29 protein-coding genes and 1 riboswitch are annotated in these 24,656 nt (G+C 42.6%); of the genes, 24 read left to right on the top strand and 5 right to left on the bottom strand.

Annotated features, from left to right (window positions below; genetic code table 11):
• Nucleotides 1–8: 8 nt before the first annotated feature.
• From Q7P33_RS07320 to Q7P33_RS07310, 3 genes are read left to right on the top strand one after another with little or no spacing between them, the layout of a single operon-like run.
• Complete coding sequence (locus Q7P33_RS07320) at nucleotides 9–851, top strand: ABC transporter ATP-binding protein (RefSeq protein WP_303868854.1); 843 nt, start codon at nucleotides 9–11, stop codon at nucleotides 849–851.
• Entirely contained in the window at nucleotides 851–1,585 is a 735-nt protein-coding gene (locus Q7P33_RS07315) for an ABC transporter permease (RefSeq protein WP_303868852.1), read from the top strand. The genes Q7P33_RS07320 and Q7P33_RS07315 overlap by 1 nt, the downstream gene beginning before the upstream one ends.
• A 14-nt stretch (nucleotides 1,586–1,599) precedes the next feature.
• On the top strand, nucleotides 1,600–2,652 hold the full coding sequence (locus Q7P33_RS07310; RefSeq protein WP_303868850.1) for a radical SAM protein: 1,053 nt from the start codon (nucleotides 1,600–1,602) through the stop codon (nucleotides 2,650–2,652).
• Between the two features lie 48 nt (nucleotides 2,653–2,700).
• Here Q7P33_RS07310 and Q7P33_RS07305 read toward each other — a convergent pair whose 3' ends face one another.
• The 3 genes from Q7P33_RS07305 to Q7P33_RS07295 form a co-directional block, all read right to left on the bottom strand.
• Nucleotides 2,701–3,162: a EutP/PduV family microcompartment system protein gene (locus tag Q7P33_RS07305; protein WP_303868849.1), complete on the bottom strand. Its 462-nt coding sequence runs from the start codon at nucleotides 3,160–3,162 to the stop codon at nucleotides 2,701–2,703.
• A gap of 12 nt (nucleotides 3,163–3,174) precedes the next feature.
• Complete coding sequence (locus Q7P33_RS07300; RefSeq protein WP_303868848.1) at nucleotides 3,175–3,822, bottom strand: hypothetical protein; 648 nt, start codon at nucleotides 3,820–3,822, stop codon at nucleotides 3,175–3,177.
• Nucleotides 3,823–3,991: 169 nt separating this feature from the next.
• A riboswitch (cobalamin riboswitch) is annotated at nucleotides 3,992–4,173 on the bottom strand.
• A gap of 262 nt (nucleotides 4,174–4,435) precedes the next feature.
• A complete protein-coding gene (locus Q7P33_RS07295; protein WP_070372426.1) occupies nucleotides 4,436–4,645 on the bottom strand; it encodes a molybdopterin-binding protein in 210 nt (69 codons plus the stop codon).
• A gap of 520 nt (nucleotides 4,646–5,165) precedes the next feature.
• Here Q7P33_RS07295 and modD point away from each other — a divergent pair.
• The 3 genes from modD to Q7P33_RS07280 all read left to right on the top strand — a co-directional run bounded on the left by modD (nucleotide 5,166) and on the right by Q7P33_RS07280 (nucleotide 7,099).
• Nucleotides 5,166–6,008 (top strand): ModD protein, encoded by an 843-nt coding sequence (gene modD, locus Q7P33_RS07290; protein WP_303868846.1) that lies wholly within the window; start codon nucleotides 5,166–5,168, stop codon nucleotides 6,006–6,008.
• A 178-nt stretch (nucleotides 6,009–6,186) separates the two neighbouring features.
• Entirely contained in the window at nucleotides 6,187–6,705 is a 519-nt protein-coding gene (locus Q7P33_RS07285) for a C-GCAxxG-C-C family protein (protein ID WP_303868844.1), read from the top strand.
• 28 nt (nucleotides 6,706–6,733) lie between these two features.
• Nucleotides 6,734–7,099 (top strand): NifB/NifX family molybdenum-iron cluster-binding protein, encoded by a 366-nt coding sequence (locus Q7P33_RS07280; RefSeq protein ID WP_303868842.1) that lies wholly within the window; start codon nucleotides 6,734–6,736, stop codon nucleotides 7,097–7,099.
• Nucleotides 7,100–7,251: 152 nt separating this feature from the next.
• On the opposite strand, the gene Q7P33_RS07275 is transcribed toward Q7P33_RS07280, so the two are convergent.
• On the bottom strand, nucleotides 7,252–7,626 hold the full coding sequence (locus tag Q7P33_RS07275; RefSeq protein ID WP_303868841.1) for a hypothetical protein: 375 nt from the start codon (nucleotides 7,624–7,626) through the stop codon (nucleotides 7,252–7,254).
• A 332-nt stretch (nucleotides 7,627–7,958) separates the two neighbouring features.
• Here Q7P33_RS07275 and Q7P33_RS07270 point away from each other — a divergent pair, with 332 nt between their 5' ends.
• From Q7P33_RS07270 to Q7P33_RS07200, 15 genes are all read left to right on the top strand, one after another.
• Entirely contained in the window at nucleotides 7,959–8,408 is a 450-nt protein-coding gene (locus Q7P33_RS07270) for a C-GCAxxG-C-C family protein (protein WP_303868840.1), read from the top strand.
• Between the two features lie 135 nt (nucleotides 8,409–8,543).
• Complete coding sequence (locus Q7P33_RS07265) at nucleotides 8,544–8,912, top strand: NifB/NifX family molybdenum-iron cluster-binding protein (protein WP_303868839.1); 369 nt, start codon at nucleotides 8,544–8,546, stop codon at nucleotides 8,910–8,912.
• Nucleotides 8,913–8,915: 3 nt separating this feature from the next.
• Complete coding sequence (locus Q7P33_RS07260) at nucleotides 8,916–9,218, top strand: BMC domain-containing protein (RefSeq protein ID WP_303868837.1); 303 nt, start codon at nucleotides 8,916–8,918, stop codon at nucleotides 9,216–9,218.
• On the top strand, nucleotides 9,215–10,069 hold the full coding sequence (locus tag Q7P33_RS07255; RefSeq protein ID WP_303868835.1) for an ATP-binding protein: 855 nt from the start codon (nucleotides 9,215–9,217) through the stop codon (nucleotides 10,067–10,069). The genes Q7P33_RS07260 and Q7P33_RS07255 overlap by 4 nt, the downstream gene beginning before the upstream one ends.
• Nucleotides 10,047–10,910, top strand: coding sequence for an ATP-binding protein (locus tag Q7P33_RS07250; RefSeq protein ID WP_303868832.1), 864 nt, complete (start codon nucleotides 10,047–10,049; stop codon nucleotides 10,908–10,910). The genes Q7P33_RS07255 and Q7P33_RS07250 overlap by 23 nt, the downstream gene beginning before the upstream one ends.
• A gap of 62 nt (nucleotides 10,911–10,972) precedes the next feature.
• Entirely contained in the window at nucleotides 10,973–11,332 is a 360-nt protein-coding gene (locus Q7P33_RS07245) for a NifB/NifX family molybdenum-iron cluster-binding protein (RefSeq protein WP_303869024.1), read from the top strand.
• 210 nt (nucleotides 11,333–11,542) lie between these two features.
• Nucleotides 11,543–11,911, top strand: a complete 369-nt coding sequence (locus tag Q7P33_RS07240; RefSeq protein WP_303868831.1) for a NifB/NifX family molybdenum-iron cluster-binding protein — start codon at nucleotides 11,543–11,545, stop codon at nucleotides 11,909–11,911.
• A gap of 38 nt (nucleotides 11,912–11,949) precedes the next feature.
• On the top strand, nucleotides 11,950–12,321 hold the full coding sequence (locus Q7P33_RS07235) for a DUF134 domain-containing protein (RefSeq protein ID WP_303868829.1): 372 nt from the start codon (nucleotides 11,950–11,952) through the stop codon (nucleotides 12,319–12,321).
• A gap of 158 nt (nucleotides 12,322–12,479) precedes the next feature.
• Nucleotides 12,480–13,373 (top strand): Mrp/NBP35 family ATP-binding protein, encoded by an 894-nt coding sequence (locus Q7P33_RS07230; protein ID WP_303868827.1) that lies wholly within the window; start codon nucleotides 12,480–12,482, stop codon nucleotides 13,371–13,373.
• Between the two features lie 354 nt (nucleotides 13,374–13,727).
• Entirely contained in the window at nucleotides 13,728–14,252 is a 525-nt protein-coding gene (locus Q7P33_RS07225) for an FmdE family protein (RefSeq protein WP_303868825.1), read from the top strand.
• 42 nt (nucleotides 14,253–14,294) lie between these two features.
• Nucleotides 14,295–15,107 carry a class I SAM-dependent methyltransferase gene (locus tag Q7P33_RS07220; RefSeq protein ID WP_303868824.1) on the top strand — a complete coding sequence of 271 codons (813 nt, stop codon included), beginning with the start codon at nucleotides 14,295–14,297 and terminating at the stop codon, nucleotides 15,105–15,107.
• A 37-nt stretch (nucleotides 15,108–15,144) separates the two neighbouring features.
• Nucleotides 15,145–16,254, top strand: a complete 1,110-nt coding sequence (locus Q7P33_RS07215) for an ABC transporter substrate-binding protein (protein WP_303868823.1) — start codon at nucleotides 15,145–15,147, stop codon at nucleotides 16,252–16,254.
• Nucleotides 16,254–17,336: an iron ABC transporter permease gene (locus Q7P33_RS07210; protein WP_303868822.1), complete on the top strand. Its 1,083-nt coding sequence runs from the start codon at nucleotides 16,254–16,256 to the stop codon at nucleotides 17,334–17,336. Before Q7P33_RS07215 ends, Q7P33_RS07210 begins: the two co-directional genes overlap by 1 nt.
• A complete protein-coding gene (locus Q7P33_RS07205; protein ID WP_303868821.1) occupies nucleotides 17,323–18,078 on the top strand; it encodes an ABC transporter ATP-binding protein in 756 nt (251 codons plus the stop codon). Before Q7P33_RS07210 ends, Q7P33_RS07205 begins: the two co-directional genes overlap by 14 nt.
• A gap of 122 nt (nucleotides 18,079–18,200) precedes the next feature.
• On the top strand, nucleotides 18,201–19,550 hold the full coding sequence (locus tag Q7P33_RS07200; RefSeq protein WP_303868819.1) for an HdeD family acid-resistance protein: 1,350 nt from the start codon (nucleotides 18,201–18,203) through the stop codon (nucleotides 19,548–19,550).
• A 7-nt stretch (nucleotides 19,551–19,557) separates the two neighbouring features.
• Here Q7P33_RS07200 and Q7P33_RS07195 read toward each other — a convergent pair whose 3' ends face one another.
• Nucleotides 19,558–20,214 (bottom strand): Crp/Fnr family transcriptional regulator, encoded by a 657-nt coding sequence (locus tag Q7P33_RS07195; protein ID WP_303868817.1) that lies wholly within the window; start codon nucleotides 20,212–20,214, stop codon nucleotides 19,558–19,560.
• A gap of 99 nt (nucleotides 20,215–20,313) precedes the next feature.
• Here Q7P33_RS07195 and Q7P33_RS07190 point away from each other — a divergent pair, with 99 nt between their 5' ends.
• From Q7P33_RS07190 to acsV, 3 genes are all read left to right on the top strand, one after another.
• Complete coding sequence (locus Q7P33_RS07190) at nucleotides 20,314–21,117, top strand: ATP-binding protein (RefSeq protein ID WP_303868815.1); 804 nt, start codon at nucleotides 20,314–20,316, stop codon at nucleotides 21,115–21,117.
• 571 nt (nucleotides 21,118–21,688) lie between these two features.
• The gene (locus tag Q7P33_RS07185; protein ID WP_303868814.1) at nucleotides 21,689–22,474 is read left to right on the top strand and encodes an AAA family ATPase; all 786 of its coding nucleotides are present in this window, start codon (nucleotides 21,689–21,691) and stop codon (nucleotides 22,472–22,474) included.
• Nucleotides 22,475–22,718: 244 nt separating this feature from the next.
• Nucleotides 22,719–24,644, top strand: a complete 1,926-nt coding sequence (gene acsV / locus Q7P33_RS07180) for a corrinoid activation/regeneration protein AcsV (RefSeq protein ID WP_303868813.1) — start codon at nucleotides 22,719–22,721, stop codon at nucleotides 24,642–24,644.
• Nucleotides 24,645–24,656: the final 12 nt, after the last annotated feature.

Below are 24,656 nucleotides of genomic sequence, written 5' to 3'. Positions count from 1 at the left end.
AGGGAAAAATGCTGGAAATTAAAAATTTGACTAAAGAGTATAAAAATGTTACAGCGGTGGATTATCTTGATTTAACCATCAAAGATGGGGAGTTTTTCGGTTTACTGGGGCCCAATGGTGCCGGAAAAACGACGACGGTCCGAATGATCAGTACTATTACGCCAAAAACGTCGGGAGAAATTGTGATTGACGGAGAAAGTATTGATCGGAATTTAACGGCGATTAAGGCAAAAATTGGAGTGGTGCCGCAGCAGAATAATCTGGAAAATGAGACGTCAGCCTGGGAAAATCTGGAAGTACATGGCATCTTATATGGAATTAACAAGGAAAAGCGACGCAAGAAGATTGAAGAGTTATTTGAATTTACCGGCTTGACCGATCGTAAAGACGATCTGGTTAAAACCTATTCCGGTGGGATGAAGCGTAAATTGATGATTGCCAGAGCGTTACTTCATGAACCGGAGATATTGCTGCTGGATGAGCCGACCGTCGGGTTGGATGCATCAGCCCGACGAAAAATGTGGGATCTGTTAAAACGATTGAAGTCAAATGGTTTAACGGTGTTGCTGACCACCCATTACATTGAAGAAGCAGAGGTTTTATGTGACCGGGTTGGATTGATTAATAAAGGCCAACTGTTAAAATTGGATACTCCCTGGAACCTGATCGAAGAAGTTGGTAAGGTGACAGTTGAATATTTTAAAGACGGAGAAACCCAGGAAGAATTTTTCAGATCCCGGGAAGAAGCCAATGTTTATGCTGGTGAACTTGAAGGGGATGTGCGCATCCGGCCGTCGAATCTGGAAGATGTCTTTTTGAAATTTACCAATAGAAGGGTGGAGGAAGCATAATGAATGGATTATATGGCATTTTATGGCAGGAATTTATTGTCTTTAAACGAAAATTCTGGGCCACAACCATTGGTTTTTTAGTTTCGCCCATCTTATATCTGGTGGCATTTGGCTGGGGGCTTGGAAGCGGTATGGAGATCGATGGCGTGTCCTATATGGCCTATATCATACCGGGGATTATTGCGATGAATACCATGATGACAAGTTTTAACAATACCGCTAATTCAATTAACATTTCGCGCATCTTTTATAAGACCTTTGAATATTATGTGATTTCACCGATTAATATGACAATTTACGCATTGGGAAAAATAATTGCCGGCGCCTTTTATGGCATTTATTCCGGAATCCTGATTACGGTGATTGTTTCGATTTTTACATCGGATCTGGTGATTACGCCATATTTTATTTTTATTGCCTTGTTAAACTGTTTTGTTTTTTCGGCCCTGGGCTTTTTAATTGGCTTACTGATTAATTCCCATGCCGATATGTCCAAATTTATGAGTTTTGTGATTACCCCGATGTCCTTCTTATGCGGAACCTTTTTCCCGATTGACAAGATGCCGGAAATTTTACGATGGTTTATTTATTTATTACCCCTGACCCATACCAATATCGCATTGCGGACAACGGGGGAAACAGCCGGAAATATGATGCTGCATGCAGCGGTGTTAATGCTTTATTTGATCGTGATATTTATCGTCAGCATTCGTTTATGTAAGAAGGTGGAATAAAAGGTAGCATGGGCATGAATCAGATTGATAAGGGAAAAGAATTATTAACGATGGTAAAAGAAAAAGTATTGATTGTACTGTGGACAACCAGCCGCTGTAATCTGGCCTGTAAATATTGCTATGCCGGTTCAACCCATTTAAAAGCGGATATGGATTTCGAGATAGCGGCGCAGACTTTGGATCTGTTTTCAGATCATACCATGAAAATTCAGTTTGCCGGGGGAGAACCGCTTTTGAACTATCCGCTGATCTGTCAGGTAGTTGATTACGTAAATACGAAAAAATACAATGCCAGCTTTCGGATGCAAACCAATGGCACCGGTATTACTCCGGAAATTGCTGCGGGCCTGAAAAAAATGAAGATTGCCTTAGGGGTCAGTCTCGATGGTCCTCCGGAAGTCAATGAGTTTTCCCGGGGAAAAACTCGGGAAGTGATTGCCGGGATTGGGTGTCTGGCCGATGAGGGAATTAAAATTAACTTAAACAGCGTGGTGACCAGTCACAGCGTGATGCAGTTGCCCAAACTGGTCAATTTCGCCTATTATCTGGGCAATGTTGGAGGAATTGGTCTTGATTTGCTTCGCGATGCCGGAAGGGCCAGAGACAATCCGGAGTCCATCAAAAAAGCCACCCCGGAGCAATTGCAAAAGGCGCTGAAAGAGATGGTCGAAGCAGCCCGGGAACTTTACGAACTGACCGGTAAAAAGATTGTAATCCGGGAGATCCATGAAGCCAGACAGCGATTAAAAACGTCGCCCTGCAGTAAAGCGTATTGTTATGCTTCCTGTGGTCGATCCTATGTGGTCTTACCAGACGGCGATGTTTATCCTTGTGGATCGCTGATTGATCAACCAGAATATTATATGGGGAATGTGAACGAAAAAAAGTTAAAAAGCATTGCCATTGGGAAAACAGAACCGGAAACCTGCAAAACCTGTGAATTTTATGCGTTCTGTCCTGGGGGGTGTCCCTCACGGCTGCTGATTAATGGGAATGATGGCGAAGACCTGTCGTTGGATTGTGTGCTGAAAAAAACGGCCTTTGAGATGGCCAGGAAAAATAGTTGAAGAAGGGAAAGACCCGCATTATTTTTCATCATATTGCGGGTTTTTAAGTCAGTGAGCAAAAGTGACATATTTCTGAATAACCACTTTAAGCTCAGCGATCCCTTCACCGGTGAGGGCACTGACTGGATGAATCTTATCCGGATGGATACCTGCATAAGTCAGGTAACGATGACTGCGTTTCAAATCGCTATGCCTGTGGTCGATCTTGGTGATGACCCCGATCACCGGGATGTTGTAGGTACAGACAAAATTGGGTGGAACCGAGTTCTGAGAATCGGTGCTGGAATTAATCAGGACGATCAGTCCGGCGTCACAGGTCACATTGATAGCCTGGGGTCGAAAACAGGGGAGTTCAACAAATTCACCGGGGGTATCAATAAAATGATCAGAATAACTGATCTGCTGAGTTTTGCCATAACGGATCAATTCATTAGTCAGCCGTTGGAATAAGGTGGTTTTGCCACTGCCAATCCGACCGATCAGGGCGATACGGTTTTTATTATTTGCCATAAATACTCTCCGTTAGGCTGATTGGACAAAACGTGCTTCCCGACCAATACAGGCATCGATGGGGCAGGTTTGACAATCGCAGTAATCCAATAAATCCTCAAAAAGAATGCCGGAAGAACTGTAAAGTGGGCGCATGGTGCTGTGTTTGGTTATTTCCATGCCGATACTTTTGGCGGTGTTGCCAAAGGTATTGAAGATGATTTGATTGGCCTTAATCGACCAGTCCGGGAGTAGTCCGGGATTGACCATCCCGATTTTATCAAAACCGTGCTCCAACTGAATCGTTTTTTTCAGATAGCGCATCGCTGAAGTCATAACCGGCAGTTTAAGCGAATTTACCAGATATTTTTCGGTCTGAATGAGGTTGGTTGGTATGTCGCCGATGGTCAACAGGTACAAAAACACCTTTTGATTTTCCGATAAGAGATGTTTCAGAATTTTACTTTTATACACATGGCCGCCGATCAGAATCGTGTTGCCAGTGGTTGTTTTGATCGAACATTCTTTTAGAATGGCCCTGGGTTTAAACCACTCACTTAAACGATCTGTAACATGGCTGTACTCCGCATCGGCAGAGGAATCTACCTCAAGGGGCTTCTTTCCCAGCAATTTTTCAATATCTGTTCCAATGGGAATCTTTTTGATAACAACGTCTTTCATTTTTTTCCTCTTTTCTTGAGTGTTCAGTTTTTTTATTTCTGCAAAAAAAATAAAAAAACCTTTTCAAAAAAAGGTTTACAAATGCGGGACTATTTCGGTGACGTCATCAATTAAAGGAGAACGTCATTTCGTTTTCAGCTCACATTTTGCAGCCTTCTTTGAAGCTTCAAACAGAATTTTAGCTTTACAAAAATATCCTGACTTGGAGGGACTTTCTGCACCCAGCCTTCTCGGTATCCCCAATGACTGAATGCGTCCATGTTCTCCTTACAGTAGCAAAGAAACTGTCGCAGATTTTCACCGCGTTCCTTTTGTAAAACATATCTATGACTATAATAATCTAAAAGCCAGTGTTAATCAAGGGTATTATTGTTTTTTCAGGATGAAGGAAAAATACGAGCTTGGTTTAGAGACAATAACTGATTTGACGTTTATTTGCAAATTATGAGAATTCCTTACTGTAAAAGGATAAAACGAGTCTTTAAAAAATGATAAAGGATTGATAACAAAGAAAGTGTTTTATTTGCGAGTTTTAAAAAAATGATAAGACATTCAAATCAAAAACACAGAAACGAAATTGCAGTCCGTTTCTGTGTTTTGAATTGAAATTCGTCTAGTCAACCATAACCATAACTGACGTAGCTTTGATAACCGCAGTTGCATCACCGCCGACGACTAAACCAAGATCTTTGATCGCTGCCATGGAAATTGTTGCTGAAATAATGTTACCATTTCCAATATCAATTTTCACAATCCCGCTGACTGCCCCATCTTCAATCGCAACAATTTTGCCTTTTAACTGGTTTCTTGCACTTAATTTCATTTTGACACCTCCTTTCCCACAAAGTAATAAATACTACCTTTTCGTTTTTACCCATTTTAAGCCAGACAAAACAGTGTTAAACTGCGAAACGCATTTAACCGAAATCATCTCTTGACATAAAAGAAGAGTATACAATATAATAACATTCATAAAATAACAAAACAACACTAAGTAGGCTAAAAGTAGATGTCAAGTAATACTCGGCAAGATGGTCAATGAAGCTTTAATCACCTTTGCATCCTAAAAAATATCGATTTATTTGAATATGGCAACTGGCGATACCGGGGTATCAATGGTTTAGGTGACCGTAAATCCAATCATTTCATTATGTGATTGTTTTTTGACAAACTGGATTAGTTACAAAAAAAGCAAAAAGCGGGATGAAGGATATTAATAGATAATATCAGTCAGTTACAATTGTATCTGACAAGCAGCGGATCATTGCCGATAATTTCAAAGACTGCATTGAAACAATCGAAAACAAAGCAGTTAAATAATCACTTGAAACGGAGGAGAAAAGATGTCGTTTATATCGATCAACGAGATCGACCAGTTAATTCATGAGGATGTCCCCTATATTGATCTGACCAGCTGGGTTTTGGGGGTCAGGGAACAGCAAGGGAAAATTACTTATTTTACCCGGGAAGATGCGGTTATCTGTGGCACTGAAGAAGTCAGTTTGGTATTTGAGCGTTTACATATCAAAACAGAATCGATGGTATCCTCAGGACAGAAAGTCAGTGCGGGCGACGAGCTGATTACCGGCACGGGACGGGCCGAAGATTTACATAAAGCCTGGAAGGTGGGTCAGAATATTCTTGATAATTGTTCGGGAATTGCCACCAAAACCCGACAAATGGTGAATATGGCCAAGCGTGTCAGTCCGAAGACAGCGATATTGACAACCCGGAAGGGGTTTCCCGGTACCAAGGCATTGGCGATTAAGTCGATTATGTCCGGCGGAGCCATGCCCCACCGTTTGGGATTGTCAGAAACGATTCTTATTTTTAAGCAGCATCTGAATTTTATTGGCGGGTTTGATGGTTTGCTAAAAAAAATGCCGGAGCTCAAAGCGGAATGCTGTGAAAAGAAAATTATTGTCGAAGCCACCACTCTGGCCCAGGCAATTGAGCTTTGCCAGGCCGGGGTAGATGGAATTCAGTTTGATAAACTGACGGTGGAGGTTCTGAGCGCAGCGGTTAAGCAGTTGCGCAGTGAATTTCCTGGCGTTGTGCTGCTGGCAGCGGGCGGCATCAATGAAACAAATATTAGCGCTTATGCCGGCACCCAGGTCAATGGCATTGTGACAACCTGTCTCTACAGTGCCAAACCCATTGATATCGGAGTTAAAATTAATCAATAGCATCATTTCAAGATACAAGCGTGGTGACTTGTATCTTTTTGTTTAAGTGATCAATACGGGATGGACTTTGATTTAATCAATTCCATTATTGACATATGCTATTTATAGCTTATAATATTGTATAGCAGGAACGATTTTTACGTGGTGCAAAAAATAAGGAAAGAGCGGGGAAATGAAGATGGAAGAAAACAAGAGTCAATTGGTCAATGATTATGCAATTGAGAATTTCAAGAGTGGCTTAAATTGTGCAGAAAGTGTCTATGATGCCTTGCTTCGTGCGGGGGTTTTGGATGTTCCACGGGAAACGATTGCGATGTGTACCGGTTTTGGTGGTGGCATCGGCCTTGTCGGTGAAACCTGTGGCGCTTTATCAGCTGCCGTAATGGCAAACAGTGCGGTTTATGGTCGCAAGGATCCCTGGAGCATCGATGCTGAGATACGTGGCCCGGAAGTCGGACAAAAATATTACCGACGTTATAACAATCTGGTTGGCGAGTTCTGCAAAGCCAATGGTGGGGCAACCTGTCGTGGAATCTGTGAGCCATTTGAAGATTGGAATGGAAAAGACCGTCGGCTTCACTGCATGAATATGGTGGGAACAACCGCTCAATTAGCGTACAAATATCTGCAAATTCCACAAGATGAAGCCTTTGAGCTGCCATATGGCGAAAAAATGAGTGATAATAACAAAAAATGAGTGCTAGAAAAAGGAGGACGGCGTAAAAATGTATTTAGCGATGTCGATGGACGGTAAAACGCTGGAAAGCAAGGTTTCGCAGCAGTTTGAGACCGGGAAGTATTTATTGGTGGTCGATACCACGAATTTAAGCGTGAGTTCAATTGAAAACTGCCAAGATTTTTCAGCAGAAAGCTTAGCCGAAAAAGTAATTGACCTGAATTGTGAAGGAATTATAACCGGAGCTATCAGTGATCCGCAGGCCTTTGAGATTCTGGCTGATGCCTGCATTACCCGTTTTCTGGGGTCTGGCAAGACAGGCATGGAAGCCCTTGATTTAATGAAAAAACGCGACTTGCAGCTCATCAGAAACATCGAAGGTACCGATGGTTGTGGCGGCGACCATCACCATTAAACAATAGCTTTCGCAGAAAAAACCCTAAAATATAGGGTTTTTCTGCGTATAAGAAGGCTTAAATCACTGTCCTTAAAGCCGGATTTCGAGTAATCAAGGCGGTGGGTCGCATACTCGAAATCTGCATGGATAGAAGATTTTGTTCTGAATAATCAGGCTTCCCAAACAACAAAATATACCCCATCCGCTCGCTTTTGACCCTTGGCCAGCTCGAGATGTCGCAGGACGGACATATTGGTGCTGATTTCATCTGGTGTTATGCCGAATTTTTCGACGCATTGCGGCATGGTTACACCACCGCAATCTTTTATAAATAAATAGAGATTCTTTTGCGGATCGGTTAAACCGTCAATGCCGGTCTTGCCGGAATTTTTGCGATCGAGTTTGGCACTATGAACGGCACTGGGGTCGCAGGTCTGGGTTAGCTTATGTTGGCCCATGGCACAATCATCACAAAAAATTTTTCCTTTTACTTCATAAACATCATCATCTTCAAGACTGATTCCACAACTAAAACATGTTTGCATAGCTACTCTCCCTAGTATTTCTAAATATTTTTGTAATTTCTGTATATTGATTAGAATGAAAAATAATTTCATTTGGAGTCTGATTAACTATATCATATCATTTTTACGGCGAGCATGCCATAGCGTTGAATAATTTTATCATGATGAGAAATCACGACGACTGTTATTGACATATGTTTATTATAGCCTATAATACTTATAAAAAGCGGAATACACGGTTGATCATTAGTGTTAAGGTGTGAAAGGGTAAATTTGAAATGGAAAAAGGGAAGCGACAAGCTGAGTTGACAGGGGCAGCATCACATCAAAATTTAAGAACAAACCATCGTGAGATGGCAAAGGATTTATTCCGACAGGGATATAATTGTTCTCAAGCTGTTTTGCTGGCATTTAGCGATGAATGTGGCCTGGACTTTGAAACGGCCGCCAGGCTCAGCTCATCCTTCGGCGCGGGCATGGGCAGACTTCGAGAAGTGTGCGGTGCGGTGACCGGGATGTTCACGGTGGCAGGACTGCTTTACGGCTACAGCGATCCCCGGGATCAGTCCGGAAAAACCGCTCATTATCAGCGGATTCAGGAACTGGCCAAACAATTTGAGGACAAATACCAAACCATTATCTGCCGGGAATTACTGGGACTGGAAGCAGGCAAGGATAGTCCGGTTCCAGAGCAGCGAACCGCAGCATACTATCAAAATCGGCCCTGTGAAGAGTTGGTGGGGATGGCAGCTGCGATGATGGCAGCATACATCGAAGGACAGAAATTGCACCAACAGGAATGACATCACTTACTAAGTCAGGAATAATCGGGGAGCTTAAGGCGAGCAATTAAATCCAAATAGTTATTGACATATGTTTATAATGAGGTATAATCATAATTAATAAAAACATATGTCAATAACTAAAAGGAGAGTTTAATGAAAATAGCAATACCCGCTGATGAAAAAGTTTTGGCGAGCGAAGTATGCATGTCTTTCGGAAGAGCCCCGTACTTTTACATCTATGAAACCACGACAAAAATGGGCGACTTCATTGAAAATGCCGCCGCCAGCAGTCCTGGTGGGGCTGGGGTTAAAGCGGCCCAGATTGTTGTCGATAGTCGCGCTGATATCTTAATTACGCCCCGATGTGGCGAAAATGCCGCTGAGGTTTTTAAAGCGACGAAACTGGAAATCTACAAAAGTACGCTGGGCTCGATTCAGGAAAACATCAACGCGTATATGGATAACAAACTGGCTGTCCTCGACCAGTTTCACGCAGGGTTTCATGGCGTTGGCGGAATCTAAGTCATGAAAACGCAATTGATTAACGGCGTATCCCAGGGAACCCTCGGAATTATATCACGCAAAGTTGGCGATAAAAAAATTGTTGAGAAAATCCTTCAGAATGAGTTTACGGCAGTTGGTTTGTGTCAGGGGGATGTGGTCAGAATGCTGGTAGCCAGTGATATTGCCGAAAAAACGTCTGACGTTGTTGTTACTGAGATCTCAGGAGTTTGTCCACAACATATCATTTGTCTGGCAATTCTGGGCGATGTAACATCAGTGGAAGCAGCCTTGAAAGCCATAGAAAGTAGGTTGATGAGTAAGTGAAATTAGCAGTGCTCAGCGGCAAAGGTGGAACCGGAAAAACACTGGTAGCGGTTAATCTGGCAGCTGTGGCAAAAAATTCCGTTTATGTCGATTGTGATGTCGAAGAGCCAAACGGGCATTTGTTTTTTAAACCGGTGGAGATAAAGAACGAAAAGGTCAGCATTAAAATACCTGTTGTTGACGAAGACCTTTGTCTGGGGTGCCGGAAATGTGTCGACTTTTGTAAATTCAACGCCCTCGCCGCCATTATCAACAAGTTAATTGTTTTTGATGATATTTGTCACTCATGCGGGGGTTGCATCATGCTTTGTCCAAGCAACGCTTTGACCGAAAAGGACAAGGTCATTGGAGAAATAAATAGTGGTATTTCCGAAGAGGTCAAGGTGATTTCCGGTATTTTAAATACCGGTGAAGCATCGGGAATACCCATTATCAAAGAACTGCTGAATAAAATATCAGCTGAAGAAAAGATGACAGTGATTGACTGTCCACCTGGCAGTGCCTGCATTGTGATGGAAAGCATCCGGGATGTCGATTATTGTATTTTAGTGGCAGAACCGACAGTATTTGGCCTGCATAATCTGGCCCTGGTTTATCAGCTGGTGAAGCTGTTTAATAAACCCCATGGTGTTGTCATCAATAAATGGATGGCCGGTGAAAACCTGATTGAACAGTTTTGTTGCGATAATCAGATCACTGTATTAGGCAAAATTCCATTTGAGAGTGAATTGGGAATAATTAATTCTGATGGTAAAATTGCGGCAAAAAGTGAAAAATATTATGGTTTATTCTCAGAGTTGCTACAAAAAGTCGTTAAGGAGGTGGAACATGAAACAGTTACTCATTCTTAGCGGTAAAGGTGGTACCGGAAAAACAACCCTGGCCAGTGCATTTATAAAGATGGCCCAGGCAAAAGTATATGCGGATTGTGATGTCGATGCGCCTAATTTGCATCTGGTTTTAAAGCAGTCGGTAAAGCCCCAGGTAAACGATTTTTTCGGGATGCCAAAGGCAGAGATTAATTCACTGCTATGTGCAAAGTGTGATCGCTGTCTGGAACATTGCCGTTTTAAGGCGATCTCAGTCAATGATGGCAGCTATCGGGTCGATTCGTTTGCATGTGAAGGCTGCGGTGTCTGTGAAATGGTTTGTCCAGTTCGGGCGATCAGTCTAAAATCCCATATTGCCGGTGAACTGATGCTGTATGACAATAAAGACAGTCTCTTTTCCACCGCGTTGCTTAAAATGGGCAGCGGGACATCGGGGATGCTGGTCACCGAAGTGAAGAAGCAAATGAAAGCGGTTGATGTCGGTGCTGACTTGGCCATCATTGACGGATCACCGGGAATTGGTTGTCCGGTGATTGCATCGATCAGTGGGGTCGATTTGGTGCTGATTGTTGCGGAGCCATCGGTTTCCGGGATCAGTGATTTGGAACGGATCATTAAAACCGCTCGGACCTTTCATACGAAGACCGCTGTCTGTGTCAACAAATACGATACCAACCTAAAAAAAACCGAAACAATTATGGCGTATTGTAAAGAACAGGACATTCCCTATATGGGTAACATTCCTTATGATGAAAATGCGGTTAAAGCCATCAATCAGGGCTTGACCATTGTGGATATCGTATGTGATGCGGGCTTGGCTGCCCAGGAAGTATTCAACAGGACGATGCAAATAGTGTTATAAGTGAATACTTATGCAAAATTATTAAAAAAATTGAACAAAATTAAAAAGAAAACGGAGAAGATATAATGAAAATAGCAGTAGCAAGTGATAACGGTATGGTTTCAGGACATTTTGGACATTGTGAGAGTTTTATGATTTATGATACAGTAGATGGCAAGGTGGTAAAAACTGAAGCAGTTCCCAATCCGGGGCATCGACCAGGGTTTTTACCCCTATTCTTAAATGATCAGGGCGTCAACGTCATTATTTCTGGCGGCATGGGCGGCGGGGCAGTTGATATTTTCAATGAAAAAAATATTGAAGTCATTACCGGTGCCCAGGGAAAAGCAAAAGATCTGGTTGATCGTTATCTGTTGGGAGAACTGAAATCTACCGGCTCGGTCTGCCATGAACATCAGCATCATGACGAGTGCGGACAATAATTAAGGTCTGTTTAATAGTTACAGTATCTCCAAAAAAAACAAAAACTGGATAGATTCGCAGTGCATTGCTTTATTTAAACACCTAAAAAAGTATTAACAAACAAAGAAGGTTATTGACATATGCTGTTAATGTATTATAATATTTTTGTTAATCGCATATGTCAGTAACAATGCGAATCAATCTCAGTAACGATAATTTGGAGGAATACTATGAAAATTGCATTACCAACTCGTGAGAATTATATTGATGGCCATTTTGGCCACTGTGAGTATTATACGGTGTTTACCATTGATGACAGCAGCAAAGAGATTTTAAATCAGGAGATCATTGCCTCACCGCAGGGTTGTGGCTGCAAATCCAATATTGCCACCACCCTGGCCGAAATGGGTGTCAGTCTGTTGCTTGCCGGCAATATGGGTGAAGGCGCAGTCAATGTGTTGCGTCGAGCGGGTATCGAAGTGGTTCGGGGATGTTCCGGGGATGTCAAAGAAGTGGCATTAAGCTGGCTGGCTGGATCCGTAATGGATTCTGGTGAAATGTGTCATGCCCACGAAGCGGGCCATGAATGTCAGCACTAAGTTCTGGCATAAGCAGTTACAATAAGGAGTATTAAGCGATGCCCAGACCAGTAAAATGGAAAAAAGTCTGTTGTCTGCCGGAAACGGATTTATTTGGACCCCTTAACGCCAAAAATACAGAAGAGGGCTTCATCACTATGTCGGTTGAGGAGTACGAAACCATCCGTCTGATTGATCTGGAAGGGCTGCTTCAGGAAGAATGTGCCGAAAGTATGCATGTGGCACGAACAACGGTTCAAAAAATTTATAACGATGCCCGTAAAAAACTGGCTGATGCGTTGGTGAACGGCAATGTCTTAAAAATCGAAGGCGGACATTACAAGCTGTGCGAAGAAGGTCAGGAAACCTACGGTTGCAGCCGTTGCCGCAAACGTCGAGGTAATGGTCGTTGCGATCAGACGCAGATTTAAAAATCAATATAGCAAACAATAGGCAATTGCGAAATAAAAAACCATCGAACAAAGGTTGCTTTGGGTACAGTGTAAAAATTGTTTCGTGCGAAACTGGGCGCAAAGCTCACGCTATTTTGGAATTGCCTGTAGCAAACAATTGAAAGAGGAGAATTTTTATGAGTGAAAATTGTAGTCAATCTTGTGGAAGCTGCGGCGAAGAATGTGCCGATCGAAAAGTCGATTTTTCCGAGCAGCCTCATGAACTAAGCAAGATTAAAAAAGTTATTGGTGTCGTCAGTGGTAAGGGTGGTGTTGGTAAATCGATGGTAACCTCATTGATGGCGGTCAGTATGAAACGGCAGGGATATAACACCGCCATTCTTGATGCCGATATCACCGGTCCGTCCATTCCCAAAGCCTTTGGTATCAAAGAAAAAGCCATGCCCTCAGAACTGGGATTGTTTCCGATCACCAGTAAAACCGGGATTGAAATCATGTCAATTAATCTGTTGCTGGAAAATGATACCGATCCGGTAGTTTGGCGCGGCCCGATTATTGCCAACACAGTTAAGCAGTTCTGGACCGATGTCATCTGGGGTGATGTAGACTATATGTTTGTCGATATGCCGCCGGGAACCGGCGATGTGCCATTAACCGTTTTTCAATCGCTGCCGGTGGATGGCATTATCATTGTCACCTCCCCCCAGGAGCTGGTTTCGATGATTGTTGCCAAAGCTGTTAATATGGCCAAGATGATGAATGTACCAGTAATTGGTCTGGTGGAAAACATGTCTTACTTTGAATGTCCGGATTGTGACAAGAAACACTATTTATTTGGCGAAAGCCGGATTGAAGACGTGGCCAAACAATATGGCATCGATGTCGTTGCAAAAATGCCGATTGATTCATCACTGGCGGGAGGCTGCGACAAAGGGCTAATCGAATTGTTTGAAAACAACTGGTTGGATCCGATCATTAAAACGATGGAAAAGAGTGAACAAGCAGATGCGTTGTTCATACCGGAATTTGCTGGTCAGGATGTTCCGGCTCAGACGGGGAGCCAGGTTTAATAAACTGTTTATAAAATTATAAAAAAGATAAACTGGTTATTGACAAATGTTAAGAATTAATGTAGACTAACAGAAGCTTAATCGTATTAAATAAAAGGTAGCCAATGAGGCATGTACTTCTTGAAAGAAGTTGTGTTTTGTTGGCTTTTTTTGTAGAGGCGTATTAACAGAATTTTAAGGCAATTGCTCAGATCCGATTTGAAATAGGGCTGACACTTTTAAAAAGTGTCATATCAGTAAAATGTCTTTGGAGTAGTGGTTTACAAAAACAGTTTAATATTGATGTCAATTATGTGTCTGAAGACTCACTCATGTGGGTCTTTTATTTTTTGAAAATTTAAGGAGAAAAGAAAAATGAATCAGGAATTATGGGAAAAATCGGTAGCGTTTCACGGACATCATTGTCCTGGGTTGGCTATTGGCGTTAGAGCTTCACAGGAAGCGATTAAGGCTCTCAATGTCTCTTTTTCGGAAGATGAAGATGTCGTTTGTATCACCGAGAACGATGCTTGCGGTGTTGATGGCGTTCAGGTTATTTTGGGATGTAGCGTTGGAAAAGGCAATCTGTTGTTTAGAAATCGGGGGAAACAGGCGTTTACTTTTTTTAATCGTAACAGTGGTGAAAAAATCCGCCTGGTTTTAAAAGCTTTGCCGGAAATGGAACGGGATGAAATGGAAGCGTTCATTTTAAATGAACCTGATGCCAGCAAGATCTTTGATTTTAAAACCCCGGATTATGAGCTGCCGGAACGGGCCCGGATTTTTCAAAGTGTGATCTGTGAAGAATGCGGTGAAAAAACGGCCGAGCATATGATTCGACTTGAAAATGGCAAAAAAGTCTGTGTCGATTGCTCAAATCCCTACACCCGAGGTTTTTAGGGAGTAGGAAACAGGATTCATTCAAGAAAAAAGAGGGAAAAATTGAATTTAGAAGATGTAAAAAAGAAATGGGATTATCATGAGCGTGATGTAGCAGCCAGTGTCGAAATGTGGGATTCTATGGCTCAGCAATTCGCCGAATTTGAAATACCAACTAAAGAGAACAGTTTTTTAATAAAAATGATTGCAGAAAATAACCTGATCAGCAAAGAAGGCAGCATTCTTGATGTGGGATGCGGTGCCGGAAAATATTCATTTGCCCTTTCAGATGTCTGTCACACGGTAACGGGATTGGATTTATCCCCTAAAATGATTGAAAAAGCCAATGAAAAAAAGACTGAATTAGGTAAAGGAAATATTGAGTTTTATGTCAATGACTGGCACGCCTCGGATCTTGAAAGTATGGGTTACAAAGGGAAGTTTGATCTGGTCATTGCCAATATGACACCAGCAGTCAGAAATGCCCAGACTTTTTTAAAACTTAATGAAGCAAGCAAGGGGCATTGTATCCTGACTAAGCCGATTAAACGAAAAGATCCTGTCTCTGACGCGATCCGGGAAATGCTGGGGATCGAAAATAAAAAAGAATCGGCAGATATCGAGGTACTATATGCCTTCGAATTACTCTGGCTTCAGGGAATGCTGCCGGAAATGCATTATGAAGAGCAATTGTGGGAGATGAAAAAACCCATTGATGCGGCCTATAAGCTTTATGCAAACCGGATGAAGTCGTATCGGGCATTAACCCCGGAAGAGGAAACAAAGATCAGAAAATATTTAGTCACAATTGCAGAAGATGGTTTGGTTGCGGAAAATGTGGAAACAACCATTGTGACGATCTGCTGGCGTGTATAATCCGTTTTAAACGATGTACTGAAAGAGGAGAAAAGTAATGAAAAAAAGAATAAAAAAAGTGGCGATCATTTTATTAAGTTTGGTGATGATGGTATCCTTTGTAGCTTGCAGCAGTGCAAAAGAAGAGGATGCCGAAAGTAAAGAAGCTAAGGCCACCACAAAGGTGGTAACCGACAGTCAGGGTCGTCAGGTGGAAGTACCAACAGAAATTGACAGTGTTGGTTCCCTCGGAGTGATGCGGCTGTTAACCTACATGGATGCGGTTGATCTGGTTAAAGGCGCAACCGATATGGACAATGTTCAGGTGTTAACTCGTCCCTACACCCTGGTGAATCCAAATTTTGCCAGTTTAACGCAAATTGGTCAGGGTGGTTCCGGTGGCATTGTTCCCTTTGACGAAGAAATCGTCAAATTGGCACCCGATGTCATTTTTGTTGTGTCGGATTATACTCAAGCCGATGATCTGCAGGCGAAAACCGGTATTCCGGTGGTAGCCGTAGCCAATCCCGGTTTATTTGATGGAAAAATGAGTGCTTCCATGGATCTGATAGGACAGGTATTGGGCAAAGAAGATCGGGCTAAGGCAGTCAACGAGTATATGGATAAGGCACAAAAGGATCTCAATGATCGCACCAAAGGTATTCCTGAAGCTAGTCGACCCAGTGTTTATAATGGCGCTCTGAATTTTAAAGGCAAACATGGTTTTGACGGAACCAGCGGGAATTATGGCCCCTTTGTAGCCATCAATGCCAATAACGTGGCCGATCAAACCGGTCAAAAATCAGCTTTCTCCATTGATCTTGAACAGGTACTGGCCTGGAATCCGGAGATTATTTTCCTGAATCCGGAAAATATGGATCTGGTCAATGAACAATACACCCAGAACCCGGACTTCTTTAATTCTTTGCAGGCAGTTCAGAATAACAAGGTTTACACCCAATTGGCATATAATAATAATTATACCAATATGGAAATTGCCTTGGCCGATGCCTATTATGCCGGTACCATTGTCTATCCTGATAAATTTAAAGATATCAATATTGAAAAGAAAACGGATGAAATTTTTGAGTTTTTGCTGGGCGAGAAATTATATTCTAAATATACGGCAGCAGGACAGGGCTTTGGTCCACTGACAATTGGAAAATAATGATTAACAAAAAAAAGAAAACCTGTGGTGTCAATTATGATCAATACATCTACCGCAAGGTTCTGACGATCGTGATTCTGGTGATACTGACATTTCTAACTGCACTTTTTGCTATATCAGCCGGTTCGGCTGATATTCCGGTTATCGAAGTGTTAAAGGCTTTATTTGGATTGGGTGCTGAAAAAAATGTACTGGTTACAGTCAACATCCGTCTGCCTCGAATCCTGATGGCCATCGTCGGCGGGATTGGCTTGGCAGCGGCTGGCTGTGTCATGCAGAGTATCTTAAAAAACCCCTTGGCATCATCATCTACCCTGGGGATCTCCCAGGGGGCTTCCTTCGGGGCGGCCATTGCTATCACCTTCCTAGGTGGTGGTGCCGTTATGGGGAACACTGCCGATGCGGTGACTGTCAACAACCCCTATCTGACCAGCATCTGCGCTTTTATCGCCTCGATGTTTGTCACCTTTGTGATTTTGGGTTTATCCAAAGCCCGCAAGGCATCTCCTGAAACCATGATTCTGGCTGGTGTGGCCCTCAGTTCGTTGTTTGCTGGCGCAACGGCGTTGCTTCAGTATTTTTCCTCAGATGTTCAAATGGCGGCGATTGTGTTCTGGACTTTTGGTGATCTGGGTCGGGCCAGTATGCAAAATATCCAGGTGGCGGCAACGGTGACAACTGGGGCATTGATCTATTTCATGTTTAACCGTTGGAACTACAACGCCCTGGAATGCGGCGAACATACTGCCACCGGCCTGGGGGTCAATGTATCCCGGGTGCGCCTGATCGGGATGACGGTAGCCTCACTGACGGCGGCGACGATTGTATCCTTTGTGGGGATCATCAACTTTATTGGTCTGATTGCTCCCCATATTATGCGGCGTTTTGTCGGCAATGATTACCGTTATCTGCTGCCAGCATCAGCCTTGATGGGGGCGCTGATGCTATTGATAAGTGATACGTTTGCCAGGCTGATAATTTCACCGGTCATTCTGCCAATTGGAGCCATTACCTCATTCCTGGGGGCTCCGCTGTTCTTATATCTGATATTTAAAGGAGTGAGTCATAATGCTGAAAATTGATGCTTTGGAATTTGGTTATCGATCCAACTGCAAAATTCTGGATCGCATTGAATTTGATGTTGCTAATGGCGAATGCGTGGCAATTTTAGGAAATAACGGGGCGGGAAAAAGCACTATGCTAAAATGTCTGAATAAGATTATCGCACCTCAAAAAGGCCGGGTAGTTGTTAATGAGGTCGATATTCTCAGGATGACCCGTCTGGATATTGCCAAAAATACCGCCTATGTTGCCCAGAAAAGTGAAGGAAGTCAAATTACGGCCTATGATGCTATTTTATTAGGTCGCAAACCCTATATTAAACTGGCACCGAAAAAAGAAGATTACGAAATCGTTGAAAAGATTATTGAAAGCATGGGACTGGAACAATTCTCACTGCGTTATATTGATGAGCTAAGCGGCGGCGAACTTCAAAAGGTGATGATTGCCCGGGCTTTGGCTCAGGAACCGAAGGTGCTGCTACTTGATGAGCCCACCAGCTGCCTGGATCTTAAGAACCAGCTGGAGGTACTAAAACTGATTCAGAACATTACCAAAGAAAAAGAGATCGCGGTGGTCATTGTCATTCACGATCTAAATCTGGCACTGCGATACTGCGACCGGTTTCTCTTTTTAAAAGACAGTGAAATTTTCTGTTATGGTGGTTTGGACATAATGACCTCCGAAAACATTGGCGCAGTCTATCAGGTGCCGGTGGTTGTGGAATCCTATCAAAATCAGAAAGTCGTGATCCCTTTAACGTAAAAAAAACTCTGGTTTGCTTGTTGAACCAGAGTTTTTTTTGTTGACGTTGAGCTAAATAATACGATTGTCGACTTTGAAGAATTCTGATAAAATGAATAAAAAACAGAAGGAGGGCTGTTCTTATGTCAGCATTCAAAAACACCGCACCGGTCGTCTGGTTATTGATTGCCATTGCCGTATTTATTGGCGGCATGATTATGCTTTTAGACGTAAAATTGGCCTGGGATATTATTATCACCGGCATTTCGATTATGTTAGTTGTCGTTGGAATTATGTACTTATCCGCCATTTTTTTAAAGAAGGACGAAAGTAAGCTAAAGGAGCTGGGTATCGGGTTATTGTGCCTGTTTGGGGGAATTTTTACCTACGCCAACCCGCAATTTTTAAAAGTTCCGTTTAGTTTCGCGATTGGTATGCTGGGGATCATCATTGGTTTTTTTGTTTTAATCAGTAGTTTAAAACTTAAGAGCGATGGAGCGTCCTGGGGATGGACCATGCTGGTGGCCCTGGTTTATATCGGGTTGGGTATTGATATGGCTTTTTTTGCCACCACCGGTCGAATTTTTGGCATTATTTTTGGAATTTATCTGATTTTTTTTGCTTTTAATATCTTTGGCGATGCGCTGGTCAGTTTAATGAAACATAATAGCGGCGCCCAAAAAGCCAAGAAGCACCTGCGGGTCACTCTGCCGTTGGTATTTGCGGCTTTTTTACCGATGCGGATGTTAAAAAAGGTCAATCAATTGGTGGAAGAAGAACCGGATGCCTTGCTGTTACTGGAAGATCATTCCATTGAGCGAACCACTGATATGGAAATTTTTATTCATACAAAAGAAGGATTGATACCAGGAATGGGTCATGTGGATGCTTCCATCGGGGAAAATGTATTTAGTTATGGGAATTATGATGATTCCACCTGGAAACTGGGTGGCTTTCTGGCTGATGGGGTGCTGGTGGAAATGCCCAAGGCGGAACATGTAAAACAGGCTCTGAAGGTTGAAAAGAAAATCCTGATGGGTTATGGTCTTTCGCTAACCCCGGAACAGAAAAGTGGGGTTAAGGAACAACTTGACAAACTGCTGTCGAAAACAACTTCATGGGAACCTAAAGCAGAACAAGCAGAAAAAGGGGAAATTGAAGGGGAACCAAAGGATTATTCTGATGTTTCCAGTCAGCTTTATAATGATGCCAAAGCAAGTTTTTATAAATTCATACAGGGCAATGAATTTAAAACATATTACGCCTTGGGAACCAACTGTGTTAAGCTGGTCGATACCATTGTTGGTAAAACCGGGATTGATCTGATCAAGGTCAATGGTATTATTACCCCCGGTGCCTATCTCGACTATTTGGATCGGCTCTATGAACGGGGGGATTCGATTGTGGTTTCCCGCACGCTTTATCAGGATATAGAGAATAATATGGCTAAGGATGATAGTGTCCGTTCGGTTGAAAGTCATGAAACAGTATAATTAAAAATTATAGCAGTTTGAAATGATTATTGGTGTATTCAATGATACCTTCTTTTTGCAGCTTAGAAAGCACCCGGGATAAAGCAGAGCGATCCACGCACAAAAAATCGGCCAGTTCATTGCGGCTAAAGGGAATCTCAAACGCGAGGTTTCCTTTTTTTTCGGCCTGCATCGACAAATAGGAAAGCACCTTATCCTGAATGGTTCGACGCGATAACAGCTGGTTTTTATTACTCAGGAGAATGTTTTTCCGTGCCAGAATTTTTAGCAGGTTTTCGATTAGCTGATTGTGAAAAATGCAGGAGTTGGGGCAGGTGTTGATAATCCGTTCGATGCCCAGAAACATAACACTTGCGTTGGTCTTGGCCAGCACCGTTACGGGGCTTTCTTTAATCCCGGCACTGGCAAAGGCTTCGCCGAAAATATGGCTGGGGCTCAGTTCAGTAAGAATTGAGCGATTGCCATAATAATCCTCCTGAATAACCTGAACTTCTCCTGATAGAATAACCCCGACCGCTGGAACCGGTTGGCCGGTCAGTAGGATGATTTCCCCTCGATCATAGGTTTTTACCTCACCACCGAGGCATTGCAGCATGGCTTCGAGATTTTCATCAATGCCATCAAATAGTTTAACGTTTCTTAAGACTTCGATATTTTTATCCATATTTTCCCTTTGTGTTGCATTTGCAACGGTAGTTTTGGGTAGATTATATTATGATTAGCTCAAGAAATCAATACATGATATTTCAAGGAGGAAATAAAGATGATCCGAAAAATAATTTCGATAGATGAACAAAAATGTAATGGTTGTGGCTTATGTGCCGAAGCCTGTCATGAAGGTGCCATTGGCATGGTCGATGGGGTGGCCAAACTACTAAGAGACGATTACTGCGATGGATTGGGTGATTGCCTGCCCAGCTGTCCAACCGGAGCGATAACCTTTGTGGAACGGGAAGCCGCTGCCTATGACGAAGCGGCGGTGCTTGAAAATATGAAAAAGAAAGAAGCTGCTCAAAAAAGTGATGAGAAAAAAACGGGTGGATGCCCCGGAACTCATGCAAAAACGATTGTCCGGGAAAGCGTATCAGCGGATGATGGTTTGGAACCACTGGCCTGTGGGTGTCCGGGCTCCTCGTCCAAAGCGATTACTCGAGATGTTGCAACAACACCGGAATCAACGGCAACAGCTGCTCCGCAATCACAATTGCGACAATGGCCAGTGCAGATTAAGCTGGCCCCGGTTAATGCTCCGTATTTCAATGGTGCACATCTACTGATTGCGGCAGATTGTACGGCCTACGCCTATGCTGATTTTCACAATCGTTTTATTAAAAATAAAATCACACTGATCGGTTGTCCTAAACTGGATTCGGTTGATTATGCTGAAAAGTTGACTGAAATAATAAAGCTTAATGACATCAAAAGCGTGACGGTGGTGCGGATGGAAGTACCTTGTTGTGGTGGTATCACTGCAGCCGTGACCACGGCTCTTCAGAATTCGGGAAAAATGATTCCCTGGCAGGTGCTAACCGTCACAACAGATGGAAAAGTGCTGGAAAATGTCTAAAATGCCATCGTAAAAAAACAACGAATTACAGAAATAGGTGGAAAGATTATCCATGTGGTTCCGGCAAAGGAACAATTCATGAGTATTAAATTGATATTTTCCTGTTGTTGGAGAAGCCACTAAAGCTTAACACACGACGATTTGCTTTTAATAACGGCTCGACTGATAAAAATTTGTCCTCTAATTTGTTACCTAAAAAATACGGCCATATCCCGAATCTCCGGGGATATGGCTTTTTTTAGATCAGAATAGATAAATATAGGTGAACTAAGAAGATGTTTTAAACGAATTTTAGATCGTTGCAATTTCGATCGGGCACAAAAAAATGAGGTGTTATCATGGTTTCGTAAACCTTTGCAAAAATCGATAAGAAATATTTTGCAAAGGCCTTAATTTGTGCTTTAAGTGATAAAGTTATGTTGTAAAACCAGAATGATTATGATATGATAGCCCTGTCGATACATATATATACAAGTTGACAAAATACGAATTTTTCCTGTTGAAAAAACAGTGATTATAACATACACTGTTTAAAGAAAATTGACCGGGAAATGATAATGGAGGAAACATTATGGCTTTTAATATTGCAGTTGCAGGCAAAGGTGGCGTTGGCAAAACAAGTCTTACCGGTATGCTTATTGAATATTTAGTGGCAGAAGGTCTGGGTCCAATTTTAGCAGTGGATGCAGACGCCAATGCCAATCTTAACGAAGTGCTTGGAGAAGAGGTTGATCTTTCCATTGGAGAGATTAAAGAAGAAGTCAACCGGGCTGAAATGGAAGGTGTGCCACTGCCTCCGGGTGTGACGAAAACCGATTTTTTAAGATTGCGATTGAATCAGGCAGTTGCAGAAGGTAACGGCTATGATCTGTTGGTTATGGGCCGTAGCCAGGGTGCTGGTTGCTATTGCTATGTAAACGGAATCTTAAAAACCCAGCTTGATATGCTGGCGAGCAATTATCAATATATCATCGTTGACAATGAAGCCGGAATGGAGCATTTAAGCCGGGGAACCCTTGGAAAAATTGACATGTTGATTCTAGTCAGTGACTGTTCCCGTCGCGGGATTCAGGCTGTTGGCCGGATTAAAGAGTTGGTAGCTGAGCTTAAACTAAAAGTACCAGTAATTAAACTCATTGTCAACCGTGCACCAGATGGCGTCTTAAACGAAGGGACAGCCGAAGAAATCGAAAAACAGGGACTTGATCTGATTGGCGTTGTACCACTGGATCAGAATGTTTTTGAATATGATGCCTATGGCAAACCACTGGTTCAGCTGCCCGCTGATTCACCAGCCAAGGTGGCTTTAAGAGATATTGTCAACAAATTGGAAATCATCAAAAACAACAAAAAATAGATCATCAGGCTTATGAATGCTTTAAAAACTGATAGATAAACGGATAAAGCAGTACCGACAATTGTTACATCATGTTGTGACCTAGGGGTCAGACCCTATGCATCAGAGCGGACACGGCGATAGCCTGTCCGATTCTGCAGCATACAACAGATTAACAATTGGTCGGTACGGGAGTTTGTCGATGAAATCGGGGCTGTTTATCAGCCCTTTCAGACGGAAACTGCGGAAAAGGGGAGATTGTTAAATGAGTAAGGTACGATTTATAATTAAAGGAAAAAGATCCGTTGATTTAGTGGCCGGTGAGGGCGAGAATCTGCTGGATGCAGCCAGAAGAGCTGGCGTCATGATCGATTCGCCATGCAGCGGGAATGCCACCTGCGGAAAATGTAAGGTAAAAATTATATCAGGACAGGTTAAGACAGAAAAAACCAGACATATTTCTGAGGAAGATATGGCCAACGGGATCGTTCTTTCCTGCAATGCAACCATTATTGAAGATATCGAGGTGGAAGTACCGGATTTAGCATCTTCTTTTGTCAATGAAATGCAGATCACCGATTTATCAAACAATGAAAATAAAAATATTAAATACGTTCGCAAGAAAATGATCAAAGAAGGTATGACCAATGCCAGTCGGCTCTGGTCTGAGATCATTCAATTGCCATGCCCCAGCATCGAAGACAACAGTGCTGATGAAGATCGGCTAAAACTTTATTTTCAACAGAATCTGGGTTATGAAGACATCACCATCAGTTTGAATGTGATGAAAAAACTGCCGGATGCATTTAGAAAAAAGGATTTTTTAATCGAAGTTGTTTATCTGAAACGTCGGGAAGTGGCCGAAATTCTCGATGTAAAACCGGCAAATGGCGAAAAATCAGTACTCTACGGTATTGCCTTGGATATTGGAACAACTTCCGTGTCGGCCTGCCTGGTGGATATGAACACCAATGAAATCCTGACAAAAGCATCAATGGGCAATGCTCAGGTTAAATATGGGGCAGACGTCATTAACCGGATCGTGTATTCAGAAAAACCTGGTGGACTGGAAAATTTGCGCCATGCCATTGTTGAAGAGAGTATTAATAGTCTCATCGAAAAAATGGTTAAAACTGTCGGGATTAACAAAGAAGACATCTACGAGGTCTGTGCCGCCGGTAATACCACCATGAATCATTTATTGTTGGGGTTAAATCCCGACTATTTAAGACGGGAGCCATTTATCCCGGCGATTAATGACATCCCTGAAATGAAGTGTGCTGAACTGGGAATCAATGTTAACCCGGAAGGAAAAATTTATCTGGCCCCATCAGTGGCTAGTTACGTTGGCGGCGATATTACCGCTGGAGTCTTTGCGGTACCGGTGTGGATGCGAGAAGACTTTACTATGCTGGTGGATCTGGGAACAAACGGCGAAATTGTCTTTGGCAACAAAGATTTCTTAATGACCTGTGCCTGTTCAGCTGGACCGGCTTTCGAAGGTGGAGAAATCAGCTGCGGTACCCGGGCCGTACCTGGCGCCATCGAACAGGTTACCATCAATGAAGAAGATCTTAGGCCCTTTTATAATACCATTGGCCATGTCAGTCCGGTTGGGATTTGTGGTTCAGGGATCATCGACTTAATTTGTGAAATGAAGCGAACAGGCATCATTAACGGCAAAGGTCGAATGGAACGGGATCTGAATCATCCCAGAATAAAATTTGACGAATACGGAATTGGGCAGTATTATCTCTATTCCAAGGAGCTGGACAATGGCTCAAAAGACATCTATATCACTGAAATTGACATTGACAGCTTTATCAAGGCCAAAGGAGCCGTATTCTCGGCGATTTATATTTTAATGGAAAGTCTGGATATGCCCATTGATGTGTTGGAAAATATTTATGTTGCCGGCGGAATCGGCACCAATCTGGATATCACCAATGCAATTGCGCTGGGAATGCTGCCAGATATACCAGTAGAAAAATATTTCTATATTGGTAACAGTTCAATGCAGGGGTGTTATTTGGCTCTGACCCTCAGTGAAGGAAAAGATAAGATCCGTGAGATCTCTCAGAATATGACTTACATGGAATTAAGCGTCCACCCGACCTATATGGATGAATTTATCTCGGCTTGCTTTATTCCGCACACCAACATGAACTTATTTCCATCGCTTGAAAGCTAACATGGAAAACTA

This window comes from Acetobacterium wieringae, from assembly GCF_026646375.1.
GTDB lineage: Bacteria > Bacillota > Clostridia > Eubacteriales > Eubacteriaceae > Acetobacterium > Acetobacterium wieringae_A.
Note: the sequence above shows the minus strand (reverse complement) of the source record. Positions and strands in the feature narration are given on the sequence as shown.

What these genes read in the sequence shown, in the direction of transcription:
- Q7P33_RS07190 (WP_303868815.1), top strand. Translation starts at nt 20,314, where the DNA reads ATGATCCGAAAAATAATTTCGATAGATGAACAAAAATGTAATGGTTGT.
- Q7P33_RS07230 (WP_303868827.1), top strand. Translation starts at nt 12,480, where the DNA reads ATGAGTGAAAATTGTAGTCAATCTTGTGGAAGCTGCGGCGAAGAATGT.
- Q7P33_RS07270 (WP_303868840.1), top strand. Translation starts at nt 7,959, where the DNA reads ATGGCAAAGGATTTATTCCGACAGGGATATAATTGTTCTCAAGCTGTT.
- Q7P33_RS07260 (WP_303868837.1), top strand. Translation starts at nt 8,916, where the DNA reads ATGAAAACGCAATTGATTAACGGCGTATCCCAGGGAACCCTCGGAATT.
- Q7P33_RS07275 (WP_303868841.1), bottom strand. Translation starts at nt 7,626, where the DNA reads ATGCAAACATGTTTTAGTTGTGGAATCAGTCTTGAAGATGATGATGTT.
- Q7P33_RS07205 (WP_303868821.1), top strand. Translation starts at nt 17,323, where the DNA reads ATGCTGAAAATTGATGCTTTGGAATTTGGTTATCGATCCAACTGCAAA.
- Q7P33_RS07250 (WP_303868832.1), top strand. Translation starts at nt 10,047, where the DNA reads ATGAAACAGTTACTCATTCTTAGCGGTAAAGGTGGTACCGGAAAAACA.
- Q7P33_RS07240 (WP_303868831.1), top strand. Translation starts at nt 11,543, where the DNA reads ATGAAAATTGCATTACCAACTCGTGAGAATTATATTGATGGCCATTTT.
- Q7P33_RS07235 (WP_303868829.1), top strand. Translation starts at nt 11,950, where the DNA reads ATGCCCAGACCAGTAAAATGGAAAAAAGTCTGTTGTCTGCCGGAAACG.
- modD (WP_303868846.1), top strand. Translation starts at nt 5,166, where the DNA reads ATGTCGTTTATATCGATCAACGAGATCGACCAGTTAATTCATGAGGAT.
- Q7P33_RS07305 (WP_303868849.1), bottom strand. Translation starts at nt 3,162, where the DNA reads ATGGCAAATAATAAAAACCGTATCGCCCTGATCGGTCGGATTGGCAGT.
- Q7P33_RS07210 (WP_303868822.1), top strand. Translation starts at nt 16,254, where the DNA reads ATGATTAACAAAAAAAAGAAAACCTGTGGTGTCAATTATGATCAATAC.
- Q7P33_RS07195 (WP_303868817.1), bottom strand. Translation starts at nt 20,214, where the DNA reads ATGGATAAAAATATCGAAGTCTTAAGAAACGTTAAACTATTTGATGGC.
- Q7P33_RS07320 (WP_303868854.1), top strand. Translation starts at nt 9, where the DNA reads ATGCTGGAAATTAAAAATTTGACTAAAGAGTATAAAAATGTTACAGCG.
- Q7P33_RS07265 (WP_303868839.1), top strand. Translation starts at nt 8,544, where the DNA reads ATGAAAATAGCAATACCCGCTGATGAAAAAGTTTTGGCGAGCGAAGTA.
- Q7P33_RS07285 (WP_303868844.1), top strand. Translation starts at nt 6,187, where the DNA reads ATGGAAGAAAACAAGAGTCAATTGGTCAATGATTATGCAATTGAGAAT.
- acsV (WP_303868813.1), top strand. Translation starts at nt 22,719, where the DNA reads ATGAGTAAGGTACGATTTATAATTAAAGGAAAAAGATCCGTTGATTTA.
- Q7P33_RS07280 (WP_303868842.1), top strand. Translation starts at nt 6,734, where the DNA reads ATGTATTTAGCGATGTCGATGGACGGTAAAACGCTGGAAAGCAAGGTT.
- Q7P33_RS07300 (WP_303868848.1), bottom strand. Translation starts at nt 3,822, where the DNA reads ATGAAAGACGTTGTTATCAAAAAGATTCCCATTGGAACAGATATTGAA.
- Q7P33_RS07200 (WP_303868819.1), top strand. Translation starts at nt 18,201, where the DNA reads ATGTCAGCATTCAAAAACACCGCACCGGTCGTCTGGTTATTGATTGCC.
- Q7P33_RS07310 (WP_303868850.1), top strand. Translation starts at nt 1,600, where the DNA reads ATGAATCAGATTGATAAGGGAAAAGAATTATTAACGATGGTAAAAGAA.
- Q7P33_RS07315 (WP_303868852.1), top strand. Translation starts at nt 851, where the DNA reads ATGAATGGATTATATGGCATTTTATGGCAGGAATTTATTGTCTTTAAA.
- Q7P33_RS07295 (WP_070372426.1), bottom strand. Translation starts at nt 4,645, where the DNA reads ATGAAATTAAGTGCAAGAAACCAGTTAAAAGGCAAAATTGTTGCGATT.
- Q7P33_RS07185 (WP_303868814.1), top strand. Translation starts at nt 21,689, where the DNA reads ATGGCTTTTAATATTGCAGTTGCAGGCAAAGGTGGCGTTGGCAAAACA.
- Q7P33_RS07215 (WP_303868823.1), top strand. Translation starts at nt 15,145, where the DNA reads ATGAAAAAAAGAATAAAAAAAGTGGCGATCATTTTATTAAGTTTGGTG.
- Q7P33_RS07225 (WP_303868825.1), top strand. Translation starts at nt 13,728, where the DNA reads ATGAATCAGGAATTATGGGAAAAATCGGTAGCGTTTCACGGACATCAT.